Origin of the sequence: Streptomyces sp. WZ.A104, assembly GCF_002382885.1 — a bacterium.
Classification (GTDB): domain Bacteria; phylum Actinomycetota; class Actinomycetes; order Streptomycetales; family Streptomycetaceae; genus Streptomyces.
Genome location: NZ_NWVL01000063.1, coordinates 26,993 through 48,237, shown reverse-complemented (window position 1 = coordinate 48,237; position 21,245 = coordinate 26,993). Strand labels below are relative to the sequence as shown.

Below are 21,245 nucleotides of genomic sequence, written 5' to 3'. Positions count from 1 at the left end.
GGTCCCGGCCACCGCCCTGACGGCCCTGCCCGCCACCGGCCCCCTGGCCGCCCTGACCCTGGCGCTGCTTCGGCGGCCGGCCGCCCCGCTCGCCGCGGCCCTGCTGCCCGCCGCCGGAACCGCCCGCGCCGGGCTCGTCGTCCAGCCGCAGCGTCAGCGAGATCCGCTTGCGCGGCACATCGACGTCCATGACCTTGACCTTCACGATGTCCCCGGGCTTCACCACATCGCGGGGGTCCTTCACGAAGGTCTTCGACAGCGCCGAGACGTGCACCAGCCCGTCCTGGTGGACGCCGATGTCCACGAACGCGCCGAACGCCGCCACGTTCGTCACGACGCCCTCCAGCACCATGCCGGGCTCCAGGTCCCCGAGCTTCTCGACGCCCTCCTTGAACGTCGCCGTGCGGAAGGCGGGCCGCGGGTCGCGGCCCGGCTTCTCCAGCTCCTTGAGGATGTCCGTCACGGTGGGCAGGCCGAACATGTCGTCCACGAAGTCCGCCGCGCGCAGCGACCTCAGCGCCTCCGTGTTGCCGATCAGCGAGGCGACCTCGCCGCCCGCCGTCTTCCCCATCCGCCGCACCACCGGGTAGGCCTCGGGGTGCACGCTGGAGCCGTCCAGCGGATCGTCCCCGCCCCGGATCCGCAGGAAGCCCGCACACTGCTCGTACGCCTTCGGGCCGAGCCGCGCCACGTCCTTGAGTGCCTTGCGGGACCGGAAGGGCCCGTTGGTGTCCCGGTGCGCGACGATGTTCTCGGCAAGCCCCGAGCTGATCCCCGAAACCCGCGAAAGCAGGGGTGCGGACGCGGTGTTGACGTCCACACCGACGCCGTTCACACAGTCCTCGACGACCGCGTCCAGCGAACGCGACAGCTTCACCTCGGACAGGTCGTGCTGGTACTGGCCGACACCGATCGACTTCGGATCGATCTTCACCAGCTCGGCCAGCGGGTCCTGGAGCCGCCGCGCGATCGAGACCGCGCCGCGCAACGACACGTCCATGTCGGGCAGTTCCTGCGAGGCGAAGGCGGAGGCGGAGTAGACCGATGCGCCCGCCTCCGAGACCATCACCTTGGTGAGCTTCAACTCCGGGTGCTTGTCGATCAGTTCACCGGCCAGCTTGTCCGTCTCGCGGGACGCCGTGCCGTTGCCGATGGCGATCAGGTCGACCGCGTGCTCCTTCGCGAGGTGCGCGAGCTTCGCCAGAGCCTGGTCCCACTTGTTCGCGGGGACGTGCGGGTGGATCACATCGGTGGCCACCACCTTGCCGGTGGCGTCGACGACCGCGACCTTCACACCCGTGCGGAAGCCGGGGTCGAGCCCCAGCGTGGCGCGCGTCCCGGCGGGGGCGGCGAGCAGCAGATCGCGCAGGTTCGAGGCGAAGACCCGTACCGCCTCGTCCTCCGCCGCCGTACGCAGCCGCAGTCGCAGATCGATGCCGAGGTGCACCTGAATCCGGGTGCGCCACGCCCAACGCACCGTGTCGCCGAGCCACTTGTCACCGGGCCGGCCCCGGTCGGCCACTCCGAAGCGGCGGGCGATCATGTTCTCGTAGGCCGAGGGCCCCGGCCGCTCGGCGGCCTCCGGCTCCTCCGGCTCAAGGACCAGATCGAGCACGTTCTCCTTCTCGCCGCGCAGCAGCGCGAGCACCCGGTGCGAGGGCAGCGCGGTGAACGGCTCAGCGAAGTCGAAGTAGTCGGCGAACTTCGCGCCCGTCTCCTCCTGGCCCTCGCGGACCTTCGCCGCCAACCGGCCCCGGGTCCACATGCGTTCCCGCAGTTCGCCGGTGAGGTCGGCGTCCTCGGAGAAGCGCTCGGTGAGGATCGCCCGCGCGCCGTCCAGCGCGGCCCCGGCGTCCGCGACACCCTTCTCGCCGTCCACGAACGCGGCGGCCGCCGCGAGCGGATCGACCGACGGATCGCCGAGCAGTCCGTCCGCCAGCGGTTCGAGCCCGGCCTCCCGGGCGATCTGCGCCTTCGTCCGCCGCTTCGGCTTGAACGGCAGATAGATGTCCTCCAGGCGCGCCTTCGTCCCGGCGGCCCGGATGCTCGCCTCCAGCGCCGCGTCGAGCTTGCCCTGTTCGCGTACGGAATCGAGGATCGCCGTACGCCGGTCCTCCAGCTCCCGCAGATAGCGCAGCCGCTCCTCCAGCGTGCGCAGCTGCGCATCGTCGAGGGACTCGGTCGCCTCCTTGCGGTAGCGCGCGATGAACGGCACGGTCGACCCGCCGTCGAGCAGCTCGACCGCCGCCCTGACCTGTCGCTCCCGTACGCCGAGCTCCTCGGCGATCCTGCCTTCGATGGACGTCGTCACGGTTTTCCCGACTCGCCTTCTCGTACTGGCTGTGCTGGCCGTGCTCGCGATGCGATGAGCACGTTCTTGCTTGCCGGGGTGCGTCCCCCGGCCTGCATTGTGCCGGGTGGCCGGGGGCCGTGTCGCGTGACCTCGGGCAACACGCCCGGGAGCCCCGGCACCGTGTGCGGGGTCCCGGGCCGTGCCAGGGGGTGTCGTGGGTCAGTCCCGGCCGGTCGCCGAGGCCGGGAAGGCGCCCGCCGCGGCCGCCGTGAACAGGAATCCGCGCCCCAGTTCGGTGAGCCGCTCCACGCCGTCGGCGCCCAGGTGCTCGTACGGGGCGGTGTCCATCCGGTCCGTCGTCTCCTCGACCTCCGCGCGCAGCGCCGTGCCCGCCTCGGTCAGCGCGAGGTCGTCGCCTCCGTCGAGCAGCCCCCGCTCCCGCAGCCGGTCCGAGGCCGCGTCCCAGTCGCTGCGGCGCCAGCCCCGGGAGGCCAGAATCCAGCGGGGCGCCATGCCCTTGCCGGTCGCCGTGTGGCTGACGAGCGATTCGAGGGGGTCCAGTCCGGCGGCGAGCAGTGCCGCGAGGTGGGCGTCGCCGCGGTGCTCGCGCAGCAGGGTCGCCGCGTGCCAGAACGCCAGGTGCGGTTCCTCGGGCACCGGCAGCTCCGCGTGCGCGGCGTACAGCGGGCGGGCGTGCGGGGTGCAGGCCTCGGTGGCGCGCAGGGCGAGCCGGGCCGCCTCGGCCATCTCGTCGGAGGAGACGGCCTCCTCGCCGAGCAGCCGCCGCAGCGTCGAGTCCGCCGCCCGGAGCCGGGCCCCCAGCACCCGCTCGGGCGGGGCGGTCTCCCAGACGGCGGGCACATGGCGGGCCACGAGAGCGGGGTTGAAGTTGTAGAACGTGGCGGTGACGGTACCCGCCCCCACAGCGCCGAGCGCGGCGGCCCGGGTCGCGAAGTAGGCGGCGCTCGGGTCCTCGATGCCGATCTTCCCGAGCTCCGCTCCGAGGTCGGGGGAGAAGAAGATGCACGAATGCAGCGGGTTGACGGCGTTGTGGCAGCGGCGTCCCGCGCGAGCCGGAAGAGTGGTCATGCCCGCACGTTACCGACTGGTCGGTACGCCAGGGAACCCGGGGGAGGCGTCAAAATGTCGGAGCTGCCCGCGACGGCAGGTCGCGCGCTTTCGGCCCCTCCTGCGTCCCGCGGCACCGCCTCACCCGGTGGGTTTCGCGGTGTAGGTGAACCGTGGCGCGCGCCGCTCCAGGAACGCGGCGACGCCCTCACCGGTGTCGCCGCTGCCGCGCGCCTCACCGGCCCAGTACGCGTCCCGGTCGGTCCGGCCCGCGGCGAACTCCTTCGCCGCGGCCTGCGTCAGCTGAGACCGGGACGCCAGCACCCGTACGTACTCCTCGACCCGCTTGTCCAGGCCGCCCGGCGGCAGCACCTCGTCGACCAGCCCGGTGCGCAGAGCCCGTTCCGTGCCGATCAGCTCGCCGGAGAACAGCAGGTGCTTCGCCGTGGCGGGGCCGACGAGGGAGACCAGCCGCCGGGTGGAGGAGGAGGCGTAGACGATGCCCAGCTTGGCCGGGGTGATCCCGAAGGAGGCGCCCTCCTCCGCGAACCGCAGATCGCAGGCGGCCGCGAGCTGGCTGCCGCCGCCCACGCAGTACCCGCGCACCGCCGCCAGCGTCGGCCGGGGGAACGCGGCGAGTGCCTCCTCGGCCGCCACCGCCAGCCCCCGGGCCTCGTCCGCGCTCTCCCGGAGCGTGGAGATGTCCGCCCCGGCGCAGAAGGTGTCCCCGGCCCCGGTCAGCACCAGCACCCGGACCGCCGGGTCGGCCGCCAGCCGCTCCAGCAGCTCCGGCAGGCTCCGCCACATCGCCGCGGTCATCGCGTTGCGCTTGGCGGGATGGGTGATCACCAGGGTGGCGACCCCGTGCTCTACGGACGGGATCAGGCGGGGTTCCGTACGGTCCATGCGCCGGATGCTATCCGCACGGTTCGAACCTATGATCAAGAAGGGGTCGCGAAGCGGATACGCACCGTAAGGAGCCGTCGATGAACGGACCCACCACCGAGGGCAGGAAGCTCACCCGCAGTTTCGGCTGGCTCGCGCTGCTCGGCGCACTGCTGGTCATCGCGGGCATCATCGGCCTGATCTACACCGGTTTCGCCACCCTCACCTCGATGCTGCTCTTCGGCTGGCTGCTGCTCGTCGGCGGTCTGGTCGGGCTGCTGCACGCGATCGAGTCGCGTGGCACGAACTACTTCTGGCTGGGCGTCGTGGTCGCGGCCCTCAACATCGCCGCGGGTGTCGTCGTCATCAAGCACCCCGAGGGCACGGCCGAGGCGCTGACCATGTTCGCCGCCCTGCTCTTCCTGACCGGCGGGGTCTTCCGGCTGGTCGGCAGCGTCGTGGTGCGCGGCCCCCAGATGGGGTGGACGCTGTTCCAGGGCGCCTTCGGGATGTTGCTGGGCCTGCTGGTGCTGTTCGACTGGCCGCACAGCAGTCTGTATGTTCTGGGCTTCTTCTTCTCGCTGGCCCTGCTCTTCGACGGACTCGGCCTGATCGCCATCGGCATCGGCGGCCGACGCATCGTCAGCCTGGTATCGGAGCGGCTGGATGAAAGTGCCCCGACCCCGGACGAGCCGAGCAAGGCACCAGAAGAAGAACAGAAGTAGTCCGCCGACCGGCAAGGGCGTGCGCCTTTGGTCAAATAGCGCCGATACCTGGCTACTTCCGATCAGTGGCACGGTGCGGACCAAGCCGTTCCCAACACTCTTTACTCGACGGTCAGTGCAGTGCGAGTGAGAGCTGGTGCCGGACGATGGAGAGCCTCGGGAGTGTCCCCGCCGACCCCGTGTCGTACGAGGGGGTGTGGCGCTTCACCGCCCCCGCCGTGGACGCCTCCGTCCCCCGCGCCCGGCACGCCGTACGCGATCTCCTCAGCCGTCAGGGCGTGCCGATCGAGGACGACATCCTCCAGGGGCTGCTGCTGATCGTCTCGGAGCTCGTCACCAACGCCGTCAAACACGCGGCGCTGCTCTCGCCCGAGCTGGCCGTCGAGGTGGCCATCGCCGCCGACTGGGTCAGAGTGTCGGTCGAGGACAACCACCCCTACCGCCCGACCGCCCTGGAGACCGACTACGCGCAGACCGGCGGCCGGGGGCTGCTGCTGGTCAAGGTCGTCACCGCGGAGGCCGGCGGCACCTGCGACGTCGAGCACACGGCGAGCGGCGGGAAGATCATCTGGGCGGCGCTGCCGTTGAAGACGCAGCTCTGACCGCCCGTACGCGGCCCGGCGGGGGCTGACCCGCCCGCCGAGCGCCCGCCGCGTTCACCAGCCCGCGGAAGGCCCCGTCAGCTCGCGGATCGCCGGCCGGGCCGCATCCAGCACCGTCATGAACCACGCCGAGAACGGGCCCTCGGCGTGCCGCTTCTCCAGCTCCGGCGCCGTGACGAAGGCCGTCTCGCCGACCTCCTCGGGGTCCGGCTTCAGCTGCTCCTGCGCCAGTCCCACGAAAAGGTGGTTGAACTCCTGCTCCACCAGGCCCGACGCGGGGTCCGGGTGGTTGTAGCGGACGGTGCCCGCCTCGGCCAGCAACGACGGCGAAAGGCCCAGCTCCTCGTACGTACGCCGGGCGGCGGCCGCGAACGGGGACTCGCCCGGATACGGGTGTCCGCAGCAGGTGTTCGACCAGACACCGGGGGAGTGGTACTTGCCGAGCGCCCGGCGCTGGAGCAGCAGCCGCCCCTGCTCGTCGAAGAGGAACACGGAGAACGCGCGGTGCAGCTGCCCGGGGGCCTGGTGGGCCGCCAGCTTCTCGGCCGTGCCGATGGTGGTGCCGTTCTCGTCGACCAGTTCGAGCATGATCGCTTCTGCGGTGCCGTTCGACGAGCTGTGCGTCGCGGTGGCTGGTGTGGTCGGCATACCCATCCTTCGCTTTGGTCCCCGGCCTCGTGCGCCGGGCCCCTGGAGTCCGGTCAAGTCTGCCGTACAAAAGCCGCTTGTCCGTACTTCGGCTCCGGGCATGTCCGCCCCGCCGCGCCCTGCGAGCGCGGCGGAACGGACGGGGCGTCAGACCCCGAAGGCCGCCGGATAGCGGATCATGCCCGCCGGAACCGGGACGGAACCGTCCAGCACCAGCGCCATCATCGCCTCGTCCGGAACCTCGAACCCGGCGCGGATCCCGTAGCGCGACGCCGGGACGAATCCGAAGCGGGTAGTAATCGGGGTGACCGAGCACCAGCACCTCACCGCGGACCCGGGCGGCATCCAGCACCGCCCGCACCACGGCCTGCCCGGCCCCCTGCCGCTGGAACGCGGGGGAGGTGGCCATTGGGGCCGGCGCGAGCGCCGGGGCGTCGCCGACCCGGCAGCGGGTCAGCAGCGCGTACGCCGCGAGGGACCCGTCCGGGGCCTCGGCGACGTAACCGAGATCCGGCAGCCACGCCTCGGGGTCCGCACGCAACGCGTACACGAGATCGGCCTCGTCCGGGGTCGGGAACGCGGCCGCGTGGCACCGCCCCCGCCCCCGTCTCAGTGGCAGAGCCTGGCCTCGTGCTCCGCGTGGCCGCTCGGCTCCAGCTGGAACGTGCAGTGCTCCACGTCGAAGTGGTCGCCCAGGCAGCCCTGGAGTTCGTGCAGGAGCTTCTCGTGCCCTATCGAGTCGAGCATCTCCTGGTGCACCACCACATGCGCGGAGAGCACCGGCATCCCCGAGGTGATCGTCCAGGCGTGCAGATCGTGGACGTCGATGACCCCGGGCAGCTCCGTGATGTGCTCCCGTACCTCCGCCATGTCCACGCCCTTGGGTGCCGCCTCCAGCAGCACGTTCAGGGTCTCCCTCAGCAGCTTCACGGTCCGGGGCACGATCATCAGGCCGATCACCAGCGAGGCGATCGGGTCGGCGGCCTGCCAGCCGGTCGCCATGATGACGCCCGCCGAGATGATCACGGCCAGCGAGCCCAGGGTGTCGGCCAGCACCTCCAGATAGGCGCCCCGCACGTTCAGGCTCTCCTGCTGCCCGCGCGCCAGCAGGGAGAGCGAGACGATGTTGGCCACCAGGCCGACCGCGGCGAACGCGATGGCGAGTCCGCCCTTCGTCTCGGCCGGCGTGATGAAGCGGTCCACCGCCTCGAAGAGCAGGAAGCCGCCGACGCCGAGCAGCAGCAGACAGTTGGCCAGTGCCGCCAGGATCTCGGCGCGGGCGAAACCGAAGGTGCGGTTCGGGCCGGCCGGCTTGTTGGCGAAGTGGATGGCGAGCAGGGCCATCCCCAGCCCCAGGGCGTCGGTGGCCATATGGGCCGCGTCAGCGATCAGGGCGAGCGAGTTCGACAGCAGACCGCCGACGATCTCCATGACCATCACGCTCAGCGTGATGGTGAGGGCGATTCGCAGCCTGCCCCGGTACGCGGCGGCCGCGGTCCCCGTCGGGGGCGGTCCGCCGTGCGTATGCCCGTGATCGTGGCCAGCCCCCATGAGATACCCCTCCAGGTCCGTACGACAACGCCGGGACGAACCGCCCGACGTGGCCAGTGAACTACGGGTGGGGGGTATCCGGCAACACGGTACTGAACACCGTTGTCATATGCTCTGACCTGCGAAAACGTTCCGCAGGTCAGAGCGCCGGGATGATCGCGGGCGGGGGTTCGGAGGTGCGCCCGGACCGCTCACCGAGGCTGCCCGGAGTGTGCCTCCGGGTGACGCAGGCACCAGCCCTCCCAGGCCGACTCCACCATCTCGCGCACGCTCCGCCGAGCCGTCCAGCCCAGCTCCTCGGTGATCCGCGCGGCCGACGCCACCGCCCTCGGTGCGTCACCGGGGCGGCGCGCCTCGGCCACCGGCTTCGGGCCGAGCCCGGTCACCTCGCCGATCACCTCGGCCAGCTCCCGTACCGAGACACCCTCGCCCCGGCCGACGTTCACCGTCAGGTCGCCGTCCCGCCCGCCGAGCCGCCGGGCGACCGAGAGATGCGCCTCGGCCAGGTCGGCGACGTGAATGTAGTCACGGACACAGGTGCCGTCCGGCGTCGCGTAGTCGTCGCCGAAGATCCGCGGGGCCTCACCGTGCGTCAGCCGCTCGAACATCATCGGAACGATGTTGAAGACCCCGGTGTCCGCCAGCTCGGGAGCCGCCGCGCCCGCCACGTTGAAGTACCGCAGACAGGCGGTCGAGATCCCGTGGGCCTTCCCGGTGGCCCGCACCAGCCACTCACCGGCGAGCTTGGTCTCGCCGTACGGGTTGATCGGCCGGCAGGGCGTCTCCTCGGTGATGAGCTCCGCATCCGGTACGCCGTAGACGGCCGCCGAGGAGGAGAAGAGGAAGCGCCGCACGCCCGCCGCGACCACGGCCTCCAGCAGGACGGCCAGTCCCGCGACGTTCTCCCGGTAGTACAGCAGCGGCTTCTCCACGGACTCGCCGACCTGCTTCTTCGCAGCGAGATGCACCACACCGCTCACCGTGTGTGCGGACAGCACCCGGTCCAGCAGCTCCCGGTCGGAGGCCGAGCCCACCACCAGCGTGACGGCTTCCGGCAGCCGGTCCACGACGCCCGTGGAGCGGTCGTCGAGCACCACGACCCGCTCTCCCGCCGCGACCATGGCCCGTGCCACGTGCGCCCCGATGTATCCCGCCCCGCCTGTGATCAGCCATGTCATGGCCGTCAGCCTAAGGGCTGTCCCTTTTCAGGCCGCCGGCTCGCGGTTTGTCGGCCGGGCACCGATCCATGATGATGATCGCGAACGGCCCCGGCCCGATCAGGCCCACCCGAACAGCGCGCGAACGGGTGGTGAACTCGGCCTTCCGTTCATCCGATAGCCTCAGCCGACATGCCGCAGGCAGGCCCCGTGGCCGTGCCGTCGTGTGTCGTCCCCCGTCAGCGCCAAGGAGTGAGTTCGTCTGTCGACCGCCATCCTCACCGGTGCGCCGGTACCCGGATCGTCGCTCGCGGACGATCTGCGGTCCCTGGGCTTCGACGTGCAGACCGCCGTCGACGCCGGTGACGCCGCAGCCCTCCTCGCCGCTGTCCCGGCGGGCCGTCGCGTCGCGCTCGTCGACCCCCGCTTCGTGGGCCACGTGCACGCACTGCGGCTCGGCCTGACCGACCCCCGCTTCCCCGCCGCCGCCGTCCCCGGTGCGCTCACCGCTCAGCCGGAGGCGCGCGGCGCCCTGCTGCGCGCGCTGCACCGCGCCACGGCCGCCGTCGGTGCGGGCGCCCCCGTCGTCGAACCGGACGCCGACCCCGCTCCCGAGGACCGCACCGTCCCGGGCCGCATCGCCGTAGCCCTGGACGCCGAGGGCGTCGCCGTCAAGCGCCCCGAACTCGGCTCGCTCACCGCCGCCGTCCCCACCGACGCCGGACAGCGGGCGGTCGCCGAGACGGCCCGCGACGCGGTCGACGACGAGGCGGTACGGCTGCGCAGCGCGGTCAAGGCCCACGACGGGTTCTTCACCACCTTCTGCATCAGCCCCTACTCCCGCTACATCGCCCGCTGGTGCGCCCGCCGGGGCCTCACCCCGAACCAGGTCACCACCGCCTCGCTGATCACCGCGCTCATCGCGGCGGGCAGCGCGGCGACCGGCACCCGGGGCGGCTACATCGCCGCCGGACTCCTGCTCCTGGTCTCCTTCGTGCTGGACTGCACCGACGGGCAGCTCGCCCGCTACTCGCTCCAGTACTCCACGATGGGCGCCTGGCTGGACGCCACCTTCGACCGGGCCAAGGAGTACGCGTACTACGCGGGCCTCGCCATCGGCGCCGTACGGGGCGGCGATGACGTCTGGGTCCTGGCGCTCGGCGCCATGGTCCTCCAGGCCTGCCGCCATGTCGTGGACTTCTCGTTCAACGAGGCCAACCACGACGCGGTCGCCAACACCAGCCCCACCGCCGCCCTCTCCGGCAGGCTCGACAGCGTCGGCTGGACGGTCTGGGTACGCCGGATGATCGTGCTGCCGATCGGTGAGCGCTGGGCCATGATCGCGGTGCTCACCGCGCTCACCACCCCGCGCATCGTCTTCTACGCCCTGCTCGTCGGCTGCGGCCTGGCCGCCTGCTACACCACGGCGGGCCGCCTGCTGCGCTCGCTGACCCGCCGGGCCAGCCGTACCGACCGTGCCGCGCAGGCCCTCGCGGACCTCGCCGACTCCGGGCCCCTGGCACAGGCCGTCGCCGCGGTCGCCCCCGGACTCCGGGGCGCGTTCACGGCCCCGGCCCTCGCCCTGCTCGGCACCCTCGTGATGGTCGGCGGGGCCCTCCTCCTCCCGTACGGCAGCTGGCTCACCGTCGCCGCCGCCGCGGTGTACGTCCTGCTCTCCGGCCTCGCCGTCGCCCGCCCGCTCACGGGTGCGCTGGACTGGCTGGTGCCGCCGCTCTTCCGGGCCGCGGAGTACGTCACGATCCTCGTGCTGGCGGCCCGCAGCGACGTCCCCCACGCCGTTCCGGCGGCCTTCGGGCTCGTCTCGGCCGTCGCCTACCATCACTACGACACGGTGTACCGCATTCGCGGAGGCACCGGCGCGCCGCCCCAGTGGCTGGCGCGGACGATCGGTGGACACGAGGGCCGTACCGCGCTGGTGGCCGTCCTCGCCGCCGTACTCACCCACACCTCAGGTTTCACCACGGCCCTGACCGCGCTCGCGGTCGCCGTGGCTCTGGTGGTGCTCGTGGAGTCCATCCGCTTCTGGGTGTCCTCCTCGGCCCCCGCCGTACACGACGAAGGAGAACTCGCATGATCGGCCTCGTACTGGCAGCCGGTGCAGGACGACGTCTGCGCCCCTACACGGACACGCTCCCCAAGGCGCTCGTCCCTGTCGACGGCGACAAGACCGTCCTCGACCTCACGCTCGCCAACTTCGCGGAGGTCGGACTCACCGAGGTCGCGATCGTCGTCGGCTACCGCAAGGAGGCCGTCTACGCGCGCAAGGCCGAGCTGGAGGCCACGTACGGCCTGACCCTCACGCTCATCGACAACGACAAGGCCGAGGAGTGGAACAACGCCTACTCCCTGTGGTGCGCCCGTGACGTCATCAAGCGCGGTGTGATCCTCGCCAACGGCGACACCGTCCACCCGGTCTCCGTCGAGAAGACCCTCCTGGACGCCCGGGGCAAGGGCCAGAAGATCATCCTCGCGCTCGACACCGAGAAGAACCTCGCCGACGAGGAGATGAAGGTCATCACCGAGGAGGGCAAGGGCGTCCAGCGCATCACCAAGCTGATGGACCCGGCCACCGCCACCGGTGAGTACATCGGCGTCACCCTCATCGAGCCCGAGGCCGCCGAGGAGCTCGCCGACGCGCTGAAGACCACCTTCGAGCGCGACCCCGACCTCTACTACGAGGACGGCTACCAGGAGCTCGTGAACCGCGGCTTCACCGTCGACGTGGCCCCCATCGGCACCGTGACCTGGGTCGAGATCGACAACCACGACGACCTCGCCAAGGGCCGGGAGATCGCGTGCCAGTACTGACCCGGCTCATTCCGTCCCCGGTCGTCGTCGACATCCGGCGCGGCGCCATGGACGATCTGGCGGGTCTCCTGGCCGATCAGCGGATCTCCTCCTCGGGCAAGCTCGCCATCGCGATCAGCGACGGCTCCGGGCGCGCCCTGCGGGAGAGGCTCGCCCCGGTCCTGCCGGGTGCCGACTGGTATCCGGTCTCCGACGGCACGATCGACTCCGCGGTGAAGCTCGCCGACGGCATCAAGGGCAACCGGTACGACGCCGTCGTCGGCCTCGGCGGCGGCAAGATCATCGACGTGACGAAGTACGCCGCGGCGCGGGTCGGGCTGCCCATGGTCGCCGTCGCGACGAACCTCTCGCACGACGGACTGTGCTCCCCGGTCGCCACGCTGGACAACGACAACGGGCGGGGCTCCTACGGGGTCCCCACCCCGATCGCCGTGGTCATCGACCTCGACATCATCCGTGCGGCGCCCGCCCGGTACGTCCGCTCCGGCATCGGCGACGCGATCTCGAACATCTCCTGCGTCGCCGACTGGGAGCTGGCCCACGAGGTCAACGGCGAGGAGATCGACGGCCTGGCGGCCGCGATGGCCCGCCAGGCCGGTGAGGCCGTGCTGCGCCACCCCGGCGGGGTCGGCGACGACGCCTTCCTGAAGGTGCTGGCCGAGGGGCTCGTGCTCACCGGCATCTCGATGTCGGTCGCGGGCGACTCGCGTCCGGCGTCCGGCGCCTGTCACGAGATCAACCACGCCTTCGACCTGCTCTATCCGCAGCGCGCTGCCAGCCACGGCGAACAGGTCGGCCTCGGCGCCTGTTTCGCCATGCATCTGCGCGGCGCCCGTCAGGAGTCCCTCCTGATGGCGTCGATACTGCGCCGGCACGGTCTGCCGGTCCTGCCGGAGGAGATCGGCTTCAGCGTCGACGAATTCGTCAAGGCCGTCGACTACGCGCCGCAGACGCGCCCGGGACGCTTCACGGTCCTGGAGCACCTCAACCTGTCCACCGACCAGATCAGGGACGCGTACGCCGACTATGCCAAGACCGTCAGTAGCTGAACTCCGTCCGGTCGTTCACCCGCCGGGGGTCAAGGACCGGCGCAGCGGCGAGCACTGGGCCGGGCGCATGTACATGCGTGAGGTCTCCCTGCGCGTGGACCGCTACCTGGTGAACACGCGCGTCACGCCCAACCAGGTCACGTACGTGATGACGCTCGCCGGTGCGCTCGCCGCCCCGGCGCTCCTGGTGCCGGGCATCCCCGGCGCCCTGCTCGGCGTGCTCATGGTCCAGCTCTACCTGCTGTTCGACTGCGTGGACGGCGAGCTCGCCCGCTGGAAGAAGCAGTACTCGCTCAGCGGCGTCTATCTGGACCGGGTCGCCGCCTACCTGTGCGACGCGGCGGTGCTGGTCGGCCTCGGCCTGCGCGCCGCCGACATCTGGGGCGAGGGCCGGATCGACTGGCTCTGGGCGTTCCTCGGCACGCTCGCCGCGCTCGGCGCGATCCTGATCAAGGCCGAGACGGACCTGGTCGGCGTGGCCCGTCACCAGGGCGGGCTGCCGCCGGTCAAGGAGGCGGCATCCGAGCCGCGTTCCTCCGGCATGGCCCTGGCCCGCCGGGCCGCCGGAGCGCTCAAGTTCCACCGGCTGATCCTCGGGATCGAGGCCTCGCTGCTGATCCTGCTGGTGGCGATCCTGGACACCATCGGGGGCGACCTCTTCTACACCCGCCTGGCCACGGCCGTCCTGGCCGGTATCGCGCTGCTCCAGACCCTGCTGCACCTGGTCTCCGTCCTGGCGTCCAGCAGGCTGAAGTGACGTCTGCCATGAAACTGGGCGCGGTGATCATCACCATGGGCAACCGCCCCGACGAGCTCCGCGCCCTCCTCGATTCGGTCACCGCCCAGCACGGTGACCGGATCGAGGTCGTGGTCGTCGGCAACGGCGCCCCGGTCCCGGACGTCCCGGCCGGGGTGCGCACCGTGGAGCTGCCGGAGAACCTCGGCATCCCCGGTGGCCGCAACGTCGGCATCGAGGCGTTCGGCCCGTGCGGGGCCGACGTGGACGCCCTGCTCTTCCTGGACGACGACGGGCTGCTTCCGAACCGGGACACCGCCGAACTGTGCCGCCGGGCGTTCGAGGCGGACGCGAAGCTCGGCATCATCACCTTCCGGATCGCGGACCCGGACACTGGCGGCACCCAGCGCCGCCACGTACCCCGGCTGCGGGCGGCCGACCCGATGCGCTCCTCGCGCGTGACGACCTTCCTGGGCGGCGCCAACGCCGTACGGACCAAGGTCATCGCCGAGGTCGGCCCGCTGCCGGAGGAGTTCTTCTACGCGCACGAGGAGACGGACCTGGCCTGGCGGGCGCTGGACGCGGGCTGGATGATCGACTATCGCGCGGACATGGTGCTGAACCACCCCACCACCGCCCCCTCCCGGCACGCGGTCTACCACCGCATGGTGGCCCGCAACCGGGTCTGGCTCGCCCGCCGCAACCTCCCCGCCCCGCTGGTTCCCCTCTATCTGGGGGTCTGGCTGCTGCTGACCCTGGTCAGACGCCCGTCGTTGCCCGCACTGCGGGCGTGGTCCGGCGGTTTCCGGGAAGGCTGGTCGACGCCCTGCGGCCCCCGCCGCCCGATGAAGTGGCGTACGGTGTGGCGGCTGACGAGGCTGGGCCGACCTCCGGTCATCTGAGAGGCTTTCCTCTGAGAGCATGAGGCGTATTTTCTTTCCGGAACCTGTCCGCCTGAGCCGCGCCCGCGACTGGCTGCGCGTGAAGACGAGAGTTTCAACTTGTGAGTGACACGACCCACGACGGTGGGGTAGCCCTCGGCACCCCACCGTCCGCCGACGAGGGCCTGAGCGCCGCCCAGCTGGCCGCCAAGCACGGCCTGACCGTGAGCGGCGCCAGGCCCGGGCTGTTCGAGTACATGAGACAGCTCTGGGGCCGACGCCACTTCATCCTGGCCTTCTCCCGGGCGAAGCTGACCGCGCAGTACAGCCAGGCCAAACTGGGCCAGCTGTGGCAAGTGGTCACGCCCCTGCTGAACGCCTGTGTCTATTACCTGATCTTCGGGCTGATCCTGGGGACCAGGGAGGGGATTCCCCACGACGTCTTCGTGCCGTTCCTGGTCACCGGCGTCTTCGTCTTCACCTTCACCCAGAGCTCCGTGATGGCGGGGGTCCGGTCGATCTCCGGGAACCTCGGCCTGGTCCGGGCCCTCCACTTCCCCCGGGCCTCGCTGCCCATCTCGTTCTCGCTCCAGCAGCTCCAGCAGCTGCTGTTCTCGATGATCGTGCTGGTCGCGGTCGCCGTCATCTTCGGCAGCTACCCCTCGCTGTCCTGGCTCCTGGTGATTCCCGCCCTGATTCTCCAGTTCTTCTTCAACACCGGCCTGGCCCTCGTCATGGCGCGGCTCGGCGCCAAGACCCCCGACCTCGCGCAGCTGATGCCGTTCGTCATGCGGACCTGGATGTACGCCTCGGGCGTCATGTTCTCCATCCCGGTCATGCTCAAGGACAAGCCGGCCTGGATCGCCGACGTGCTCCAGTACAACCCGGCGGCGGTCTACATGGACCTGGTCCGCTTCGCGATGATCGACGGATACGGCTCCGAGAACCTGCCGGACCACGTCTGGGCCGTCGGCCTGGGCTGGGCCGTGCTGCTGGGCGTCGTGGGATTCGTGTACTTCTGGAAGGCAGAGGAACGGTACGGCCGTGGCTGAGGACAACGCACAGGGGCGCATTCCCACGGTGATCGCCGACGACGTGCACATCGTGTACCGGGTCAACGGCACGGGCGGCGGCCGGGGCAGTGCCACCGCGGCGCTGAGCCGCATGATGCGGCGGGGCAAGGGCGAGCCGCGCGGGGTCAGGAAGGTGCACGCCGTGCGCGGTGTCTCCTTCACCGCCTACCGCGGCGAGGCCATCGGCCTCATCGGCACCAACGGCTCCGGCAAGTCGACGCTGCTGCGGGCCATCGCCGGTCTGCTGCCGACCGAGTCCGGCCAGGTGTACACCGACGGCCAGCCCTCGCTGCTCGGCGTGAACGCGGCGCTGATGAGCGATCTGACCGGCGAGCGCAACGTCGTCCTCGGCGGTCTGGCCATGGGCATGAGCCGGGACGAGATCCGCGAGCGCTACCAGGAGATCGTGGACTTCTCCGGGATCAACGAGAAGGGTGACTTCATCACCCTGCCGATGCGGACGTACTCCTCCGGTATGGCGGCGCGCCTGCGCTTCTCCATCGCCGCTGCCAAGAACCACGACGTCCTCATGATCGACGAGGCGCTGGCCACCGGCGACCGCAAGTTCCGGGTCCGCTCCGAGGAACGCATCCGCGAGCTCCGCAAGGAGGCGGGCACCGTCTTCCTGGTCAGCCACAACAACAAGTCGATCCGGGACACCTGCGACCGGGCGCTCTGGCTGGAGAAGGGCGAGCTCCTGATGGACGGGCCCACCGAGGAAGTCCTCAAGGCGTACGAGCGCGAAACGGGCAAGTAGCCCCCGTCCGCATCCCGTGGCCCCTGCCGGACCGATCCGGCGGGGGCCACGCGGTGTGCGCCGCCGGGAAACCCTCCGCAGTAGGGCCCAGGGGCGATCTCCTCCCGGCGGATGACGTCAATTCGACCGTGCGCGGGGAAGGTTGACAGGAAACGGCGGCGACGTAGCGCGAGGCGTTCCACCCCGGCGCGGCTCTGTGAGCTGTACAACGTAAGCTGTAGCGGTGCTGATTCATGGCAAGTGGGGCGATCCGCCCCCGGCGCTTCGCCCGCTGTGCCGCAGTGCACTCGGAAGCACGAGCGGCGTGTCCGAAAAGGGATGTTTTGGGTCAGCAGTGTAGAACGGGAGATGTGACGGCAATGACGGAAGATCTCCAGCTCCGACGTGGTTTCGCCGTCCCCGCGCCGGGCGGTCGGCAGTGACCTCCACCCCCGAGGCGCGCACCGGTGACGCCACCCTCGGCAAGGCCGCGGACGAGAACTTCCCCGTCGCGCCCTTCTTCCTGCCCCGCGCCTGGCGCGACGACCTGATGGCGGTCTACGGCTACGCCCGGCTCGTCGACGACATCGGCGACGGCGACCTCGCCCCCGGCGGCGCCGACGCCCGCCACCTGGGCCTGGAGCCGGAGCAGAGCGACGACCGGCTCGCCATGCTCGACGCCTTCGAGACCGATCTGCACCGGGTCTTCGCCACCACCGGCGAGGAACCGCACCACCCCTTGCTCCGCGCCCTGCGCCCCACCGTGCGGCGCCGAGCGCTCACCCCCGAGCCCTTCATCGGCCTGATCGAGGCCAACCGGCAGGACCAGAAGATCCGCCGCTACGGGACCTACGCCGAGCTCGCCGCCTACTGCGAACTCTCCGCGAACCCGGTCGGCCGCCTGGTCCTCGCCCTCACCGGCACCGCGAGCCCGGAACGCATCCGCCGCTCCGACGCCGTGTGCACCGCGCTCCAGATCGTCGAGCACCTCCAGGACGTGGCCGAGGACCTCGGACGCGACCGGATCTATCTGCCCGCCGAGGACATGGACCGCTTCCACGTCACCGAATCCGACCTGGGCCGGCCGTCCGCCGGAGCCTCGGTGCGTGCCCTGATCGCCTACGAGGCCCGGCGCGCCAGCGAGCTGCTGGACGCGGGCACCCCCCTGGTGGGCAGCGTCGACGGCAGGCTCAAGCTGCTCCTCGCCGGATTCGTCGGAGGCGGCCGCGCCGCGCTCGCCGCGATCTCGGCCGCCGGGTTCGACGTACTGCCCGGACCGCCCAAGCCCACAAAGCCCAGGCTGCTGCGCGAAGTGGGAACCGTCTTGCGAAGAGCGCGTGGAGAGAGGTGAGCCGGACCGTGGAGGGACAGACGACGTACATGTCGCCGCCGGTGCAGGCCGCATACAGTTACTGCGAGGCCGTCACCGGACAGCAGGCACGTAACTTCGCCTACGGCATCAGGCTGCTGCCGTACGACAAGCGGCAGGCCATGTCGGCGCTGTACGCCTTCTCCCGTCGGGTCGACGACATCGGCGACGGGGAACTGGACCCGGAGACCAAGCGGACCCGGCTGGAGAGCACCCGCGAGCTGCTCGACCGGATCCGGAAGGGCTCGGTCGACGAGGACGACACCGACCCGGTCGCCGTGGCGCTCACCGACGCCGCCCGCCGGTTCCCGCTGCCGCTCGAAGGGCTCGACGAACTGATCGACGGCGTCCTGATGGACGTGCGGGGCGCGACCTACGAGACCTGGGACGACCTCAGGACGTACTGCCGCTGTGTCGCGGGCGCCATCGGCCGCCTCAGCCTCGGCGTGTTCGGTACGGAACCGGGGGCCCGCGGGGCCGAGCGCGCCGCGGAGTACGCCGACACCCTCGGCCTCGCCCTCCAGCTCACCAACATCCTGCGCGACGTCCGCGAGGACGCCGGAAACGGGCGCACCTACCTCCCCGCCGACGACCTGGCCAAGTTCGGCTGCTCCGCCGGATTCCACCGGGCCACCCCGCCCCCCGGCTCCGACTTCGCCGGCCTGGTCCACTTCGAGGTCCGCCGCGCCCGCGCCCTGTTCGCCGAGGGCTACCGCCTGCTGCCGATGCTCGACCGTCGCAGCGGCGCCTGCGTCGCCGCCATGGCCGGGATCTACCGCCGCCTCCTCGACCGGATCGAGCGTGACCCCGAGGCCGTCCTGCGCGGCCGGGTCTCGCTGCCCGGCCACGAGAAGGCCTACGTCGCGGTGCGCGGCCTGTCCGGACTGGACGCCCGCCACATCTCGAAGCTGACCGCCAGGGGGCGAGCCTGATGCGTTCTCCCAGGTCCGGACCTTCGGTCACGCTCCGGTGGCCCGACGCGTCCCTGACTGCGACGATCTGCGTGACGGCGACCCGCCGCACTGCGACGATCCGGCGAGAGGGGCCCGCATGAGCGACGACCTCCCGCGCCCCGTCGCGGTCGTCGTCGGAGGCGGCCTCGCCGGCATCACGGCGGCCCTCCGCCTGGCCGACGCCGGTCTTGATGTGACCTTGCTCGAAGGGCGGCCCCGCCTCGGCGGCCTCGCCTTCTCCTTCCAGCGCGGCGACCTCACCGTCGACAACGGCCAGCACGTCTACCTGCGCTGCTGCACCGCCTACCGCTGGTTCCTCGACCGGATCGACGCCGCCCGGCTGGCGCCCCTCCAGGACCGCCTGGACGTGCCCGTGCTCGACGTCGGCCGGGCCGCCGGGCCGCGCCTGGGGCGGCTGCGCCGCACCGCCCTGCCGGTACCGCTGCATCTGGCGGGCGGCCTCGCCGCCTACCCCCACCTCTCGCTCGCCGAGAAGGCGGCCGTCGGCCGCGCGGCCCTCGCCCTCGGCCGCCTCGACCCGGCCGACCCCGAGCTCGACCGCGTCGACTTCGCGACCTGGCTCCGGCGGCACGGCCAGTCGCAGCGCGCCGTCGAGGCGCTCTGGGACCTCGTCGGCGTCGCCACGCTCAACGCCACCGCCCCTGACGCCTCCATGGCGCTCGCTGCCAAGGTCTTCAAGACCGGACTGCTCTCCGAGCCCGGCGCCGCCGACATCGGCTGGGCCACCGTCCCCCTCGGCGAGCTGCACGACACCCTCGCCCGCAAGGCCCTGGACACCGCGGGCGTCCGCACGGAGCTGCGCGCCAAGGTGGGCTCCCTGACCCGCACCGAGGACGGCCGGTGGACCGTCGAGACGGCGGGGGAGCGGATCACCGCCGACACCGTCGTCCTCGCCGTCCCGCAGACCGAGACCCACGACCTGCTGCCCGAGGGCGCGCTGGACGAGCCGGACCTGCTGCTCGACATCCCCTACGCCCCCATCCTCAACGTGCACGTCGTCTACGACCGCAAGGTGCTGCGCCGGCCGTTCTTCGCCGCCATCGGCTCCCCGGTCCAGTGGGTCTTCGACCGCACCCACTCCTCGGGACTCGTCGGCCCCGGGCAGTATCTGGCCGTCTCGCAGTCCGCCGCCCAGGACGAGATCGACCTCCCCGTCGCCGACCTGCGCGCCCGCTATCTGCCCGAGCTGGAGCGGCTGCTCCCCGCCGCCCGCGGCGCGGGCATCCGGGACTTCTTCGTCACCAGGGAGCGCACCGCCACCTTCGCGCCCGCTCCGGGCGTCGGGCGGCTGCGCCCCGGCCCACGCACCCGGGCGCCCGGCCTCCAGCTGGCGGGGGCCTGGACCGACACCGGCTGGCCCGCGACCATGGAAGGTGCTGTGCGCAGTGGCACCGCAGCCGCCGACGCGGCCCTCCAGAACCTCGGCCGCCCCCATGGACATCCGCTGCAGGAGGCGGCATGAGCAGTACCACCGGAACAAGAGGAGAGTCAGTGACCCCGGCGAATCCGGCTTTCGACACCGTGGCCGACACCACGGATGTCACCGCGCTTCTGGAGCGCGGACGAGCCCTGTCAGCGCCGGTGCTGCGGGCTGCCGTGGACCGGCTCGCGCCGCCCATGGACACCGTCGCCGCCTACCACTTCGGCTGGATCGACGCCGAGGGACGCCCCTCGGACGGCGACGGCGGCAAGGCCGTGCGTCCCGCCCTCGCCCTGCTGTCCGCCGAAGCGGCGGGCGCCCCCGCCGAGGCCGGCGTCCCCGGCGCGGTGGCCGTCGAACTCGTGCACAACTTCTCGTTGCTGCACGACGACCTGATGGACGGCGACGAGCAGCGCCGCCACCGCGACACCGTGTGGAAGGTGCACGGCCCGGCCCAGGCGATCCTGGTCGGCGACGCGCTCTTCGCACTCGCCTACGACCTGCTGCTGGAGCTCGGCACGGTAGAGGCGGGCCGCGCGGCGCGGCGGCTGACCACCGCCACCCGCAAGCTCATCGACGGGCAGGCCCAGGACATCTCCTACGAGCACCGCGAGCGGGTCACCGTCGAGGAGTGCCTGGAGATGGAGGGCAACAAGACCGGCGCCCTGCTGGCCTGCGCGGTCTCCATCGGCGCGGTGCTCGGCGGGGCGGACGACCGCACAGCCGACACCCTGGAGGCGTACGGCTACCACCTCGGCCTCGCCTTCCAGGCCGTCGACGACCTGCTCGGCATCTGGGGCGACCCGGAGTCGACGGGCAAGCAGACCTGGAGCGATCTGCGCCAGCGCAAGAAGTCCCTGCCCGTCGTCGCGGCGCTCGCCGCGGGCGGCGAGGCCTCCGAGCGGCTGGGCGAACTGCTCGCCGCCGACGCCAAGAGCAGCGACTTCGACAGCTTCTCCGAAGAGGAGTTCGCCGCCCGCGCGGCGCTCATCGAGGAGGCGGGCGGCCGTGAGTGGACCGCCCAGGAAGCCCGTCGTCAGCACGCGATCGCCGTCGAGGCGCTGCATGCGGTCGACATGCCGCACCGGGTGCGGGAGCAGCTCACCGCGCTCGCGGACTTCGTGGTGGTACGCAAGAGATGATCAGCACACGCATATGACTCGCAGTCGCCGGCCGGCGCCCTGATCTGGGCGTCGGCCGACGGAGACCCCAGCACAGCAGAGAAACCACTGCACGTAAGGGGAAGCTC

The 21,245-nt window shown here is 71.6% G+C and carries 19 protein-coding genes and 1 pseudogene; 13 read left to right on the top strand and 7 right to left on the bottom strand.

Annotation, left to right across the window (positions count from 1 at the left end):
* The 3 genes from CIB93_RS28020 to CIB93_RS28010 form a co-directional block, all read right to left on the bottom strand.
* On the bottom strand, nucleotides 1-2,311 hold a 2,311-nt coding region (locus tag CIB93_RS28020), incomplete at its 3' end, for a Tex family protein (RefSeq protein ID WP_096630869.1).
* A gap of 201 nt (nucleotides 2,312-2,512) precedes the next feature.
* Nucleotides 2,513-3,382, bottom strand: a complete 870-nt coding sequence (locus CIB93_RS28015; protein ID WP_096630867.1) for a hypothetical protein — start codon at nucleotides 3,380-3,382, stop codon at nucleotides 2,513-2,515.
* Nucleotides 3,383-3,502: 120 nt separating this feature from the next.
* Nucleotides 3,503-4,267, bottom strand: coding sequence for an enoyl-CoA hydratase/isomerase family protein (locus CIB93_RS28010; RefSeq protein WP_096630866.1), 765 nt, complete (start codon nucleotides 4,265-4,267; stop codon nucleotides 3,503-3,505).
* An 80-nt stretch (nucleotides 4,268-4,347) separates the two neighbouring features.
* Between CIB93_RS28010 and CIB93_RS28005 the strand changes: the two genes are divergently transcribed.
* Together CIB93_RS28005 and CIB93_RS28000 are read left to right on the top strand one after the other, a co-directional pair.
* Entirely contained in the window at nucleotides 4,348-4,971 is a 624-nt protein-coding gene (locus tag CIB93_RS28005; RefSeq protein WP_096630865.1) for an HdeD family acid-resistance protein, read from the top strand.
* A gap of 146 nt (nucleotides 4,972-5,117) precedes the next feature.
* A complete protein-coding gene (locus CIB93_RS28000; protein WP_096630863.1) occupies nucleotides 5,118-5,573 on the top strand; it encodes an ATP-binding protein in 456 nt (151 codons plus the stop codon).
* A 54-nt stretch (nucleotides 5,574-5,627) separates the two neighbouring features.
* Here the strand turns inward: CIB93_RS28000 and idi are convergent, their stop codons facing one another.
* The 4 genes and pseudogenes from idi to galE form a co-directional block, all read right to left on the bottom strand.
* Nucleotides 5,628-6,221 carry an isopentenyl-diphosphate Delta-isomerase gene (gene idi, locus CIB93_RS27995; RefSeq protein WP_096630862.1) on the bottom strand — a complete coding sequence of 198 codons (594 nt, stop codon included), beginning with the start codon at nucleotides 6,219-6,221 and terminating at the stop codon, nucleotides 5,628-5,630.
* A gap of 147 nt (nucleotides 6,222-6,368) precedes the next feature.
* A pseudogene (locus CIB93_RS39190) lies at nucleotides 6,369-6,810 on the bottom strand (GNAT family N-acetyltransferase); the annotation flags it as partial.
* A 20-nt stretch (nucleotides 6,811-6,830) separates the two neighbouring features.
* Entirely contained in the window at nucleotides 6,831-7,772 is a 942-nt protein-coding gene (locus CIB93_RS27985; protein ID WP_096630860.1) for a cation diffusion facilitator family transporter, read from the bottom strand.
* A 191-nt stretch (nucleotides 7,773-7,963) separates the two neighbouring features.
* Nucleotides 7,964-8,950, bottom strand: a complete 987-nt coding sequence (gene galE, locus CIB93_RS27980) for a UDP-glucose 4-epimerase GalE (protein ID WP_096630859.1) — start codon at nucleotides 8,948-8,950, stop codon at nucleotides 7,964-7,966.
* 319 nt (nucleotides 8,951-9,269) lie between these two features.
* Between galE and CIB93_RS27975 the strand changes: the two genes are divergently transcribed.
* The 11 genes from CIB93_RS27975 to CIB93_RS27925 all read left to right on the top strand — a co-directional run bounded on the left by CIB93_RS27975 (nucleotide 9,270) and on the right by CIB93_RS27925 (nucleotide 21,138).
* The gene (locus CIB93_RS27975) at nucleotides 9,270-11,024 is read left to right on the top strand and encodes a DUF5941 domain-containing protein (RefSeq protein ID WP_096630857.1); all 1,755 of its coding nucleotides are present in this window, start codon (nucleotides 9,270-9,272) and stop codon (nucleotides 11,022-11,024) included.
* Nucleotides 11,021-11,758 (top strand): sugar phosphate nucleotidyltransferase, encoded by a 738-nt coding sequence (locus CIB93_RS27970; RefSeq protein WP_096630855.1) that lies wholly within the window; start codon nucleotides 11,021-11,023, stop codon nucleotides 11,756-11,758. Before CIB93_RS27975 ends, CIB93_RS27970 begins: the two co-directional genes overlap by 4 nt.
* The gene (locus CIB93_RS27965) at nucleotides 11,746-12,807 is read left to right on the top strand and encodes an iron-containing alcohol dehydrogenase family protein (protein ID WP_096630854.1); all 1,062 of its coding nucleotides are present in this window, start codon (nucleotides 11,746-11,748) and stop codon (nucleotides 12,805-12,807) included. Before CIB93_RS27970 ends, CIB93_RS27965 begins: the two co-directional genes overlap by 13 nt.
* Entirely contained in the window at nucleotides 12,785-13,564 is a 780-nt protein-coding gene (locus CIB93_RS27960; RefSeq protein ID WP_096630852.1) for a CDP-alcohol phosphatidyltransferase family protein, read from the top strand. The genes CIB93_RS27965 and CIB93_RS27960 overlap by 23 nt, the downstream gene beginning before the upstream one ends.
* Nucleotides 13,565-13,572: 8 nt before the next feature.
* Complete coding sequence (locus tag CIB93_RS27955) at nucleotides 13,573-14,445, top strand: glycosyltransferase family 2 protein (RefSeq protein WP_179500275.1); 873 nt, start codon at nucleotides 13,573-13,575, stop codon at nucleotides 14,443-14,445.
* Between the two features lie 101 nt (nucleotides 14,446-14,546).
* Nucleotides 14,547-15,476 carry an ABC transporter permease gene (locus CIB93_RS27950; protein WP_096630849.1) on the top strand — a complete coding sequence of 310 codons (930 nt, stop codon included), beginning with the start codon at nucleotides 14,547-14,549 and terminating at the stop codon, nucleotides 15,474-15,476.
* A complete protein-coding gene (locus CIB93_RS27945; RefSeq protein WP_096630848.1) occupies nucleotides 15,469-16,254 on the top strand; it encodes an ABC transporter ATP-binding protein in 786 nt (261 codons plus the stop codon). The genes CIB93_RS27950 and CIB93_RS27945 overlap by 8 nt, the downstream gene beginning before the upstream one ends.
* Nucleotides 16,255-16,672: 418 nt before the next feature.
* On the top strand, nucleotides 16,673-17,584 hold the full coding sequence (hpnC, locus tag CIB93_RS27940) for a squalene synthase HpnC (RefSeq protein WP_096630846.1): 912 nt from the start codon (nucleotides 16,673-16,675) through the stop codon (nucleotides 17,582-17,584).
* A gap of 29 nt (nucleotides 17,585-17,613) precedes the next feature.
* Nucleotides 17,614-18,534, top strand: a complete 921-nt coding sequence (gene hpnD / locus CIB93_RS27935; RefSeq protein WP_179500274.1) for a presqualene diphosphate synthase HpnD — start codon at nucleotides 17,614-17,616, stop codon at nucleotides 18,532-18,534.
* A 118-nt stretch (nucleotides 18,535-18,652) separates the two neighbouring features.
* Complete coding sequence (hpnE, locus tag CIB93_RS27930) at nucleotides 18,653-20,038, top strand: hydroxysqualene dehydroxylase HpnE (RefSeq protein WP_096630845.1); 1,386 nt, start codon at nucleotides 18,653-18,655, stop codon at nucleotides 20,036-20,038.
* Nucleotides 20,035-21,138: a polyprenyl synthetase family protein gene (locus CIB93_RS27925; RefSeq protein ID WP_096630843.1), complete on the top strand. Its 1,104-nt coding sequence runs from the start codon at nucleotides 20,035-20,037 to the stop codon at nucleotides 21,136-21,138. The genes hpnE and CIB93_RS27925 overlap by 4 nt, the downstream gene beginning before the upstream one ends.
* Nucleotides 21,139-21,245 lie beyond the last annotated feature (107 nt).

Coding starts and splice junctions, on each gene's coding strand:
- CIB93_RS28015 (WP_096630867.1), bottom strand. CDS start 3,382: ATGACCACTCTTCCGGCTCGCGCGGGACGCCGCTGCCACAACGCCGTC.
- CIB93_RS28010 (WP_096630866.1), bottom strand. CDS start 4,267: ATGGACCGTACGGAACCCCGCCTGATCCCGTCCGTAGAGCACGGGGTC.
- CIB93_RS28005 (WP_096630865.1), top strand. CDS start 4,348: ATGAACGGACCCACCACCGAGGGCAGGAAGCTCACCCGCAGTTTCGGC.
- CIB93_RS28000 (WP_096630863.1), top strand. CDS start 5,118: ATGGAGAGCCTCGGGAGTGTCCCCGCCGACCCCGTGTCGTACGAGGGG.
- idi (WP_096630862.1), bottom strand. CDS start 6,221: ATGCCGACCACACCAGCCACCGCGACGCACAGCTCGTCGAACGGCACC.
- CIB93_RS27985 (WP_096630860.1), bottom strand. CDS start 7,772: ATGGGGGCTGGCCACGATCACGGGCATACGCACGGCGGACCGCCCCCG.
- galE (WP_096630859.1), bottom strand. CDS start 8,950: ATGACATGGCTGATCACAGGCGGGGCGGGATACATCGGGGCGCACGTG.
- CIB93_RS27970 (WP_096630855.1), top strand. CDS start 11,021: ATGATCGGCCTCGTACTGGCAGCCGGTGCAGGACGACGTCTGCGCCCC.
- CIB93_RS27960 (WP_096630852.1), top strand. CDS start 12,785: ATGCCAAGACCGTCAGTAGCTGAACTCCGTCCGGTCGTTCACCCGCCG.
- CIB93_RS27955 (WP_179500275.1), top strand. CDS start 13,573: ATGAAACTGGGCGCGGTGATCATCACCATGGGCAACCGCCCCGACGAG.
- hpnD (WP_179500274.1), top strand. CDS start 17,614: ATGTCGCCGCCGGTGCAGGCCGCATACAGTTACTGCGAGGCCGTCACC.
- hpnE (WP_096630845.1), top strand. CDS start 18,653: ATGAGCGACGACCTCCCGCGCCCCGTCGCGGTCGTCGTCGGAGGCGGC.
- CIB93_RS27925 (WP_096630843.1), top strand. CDS start 20,035: ATGAGCAGTACCACCGGAACAAGAGGAGAGTCAGTGACCCCGGCGAAT.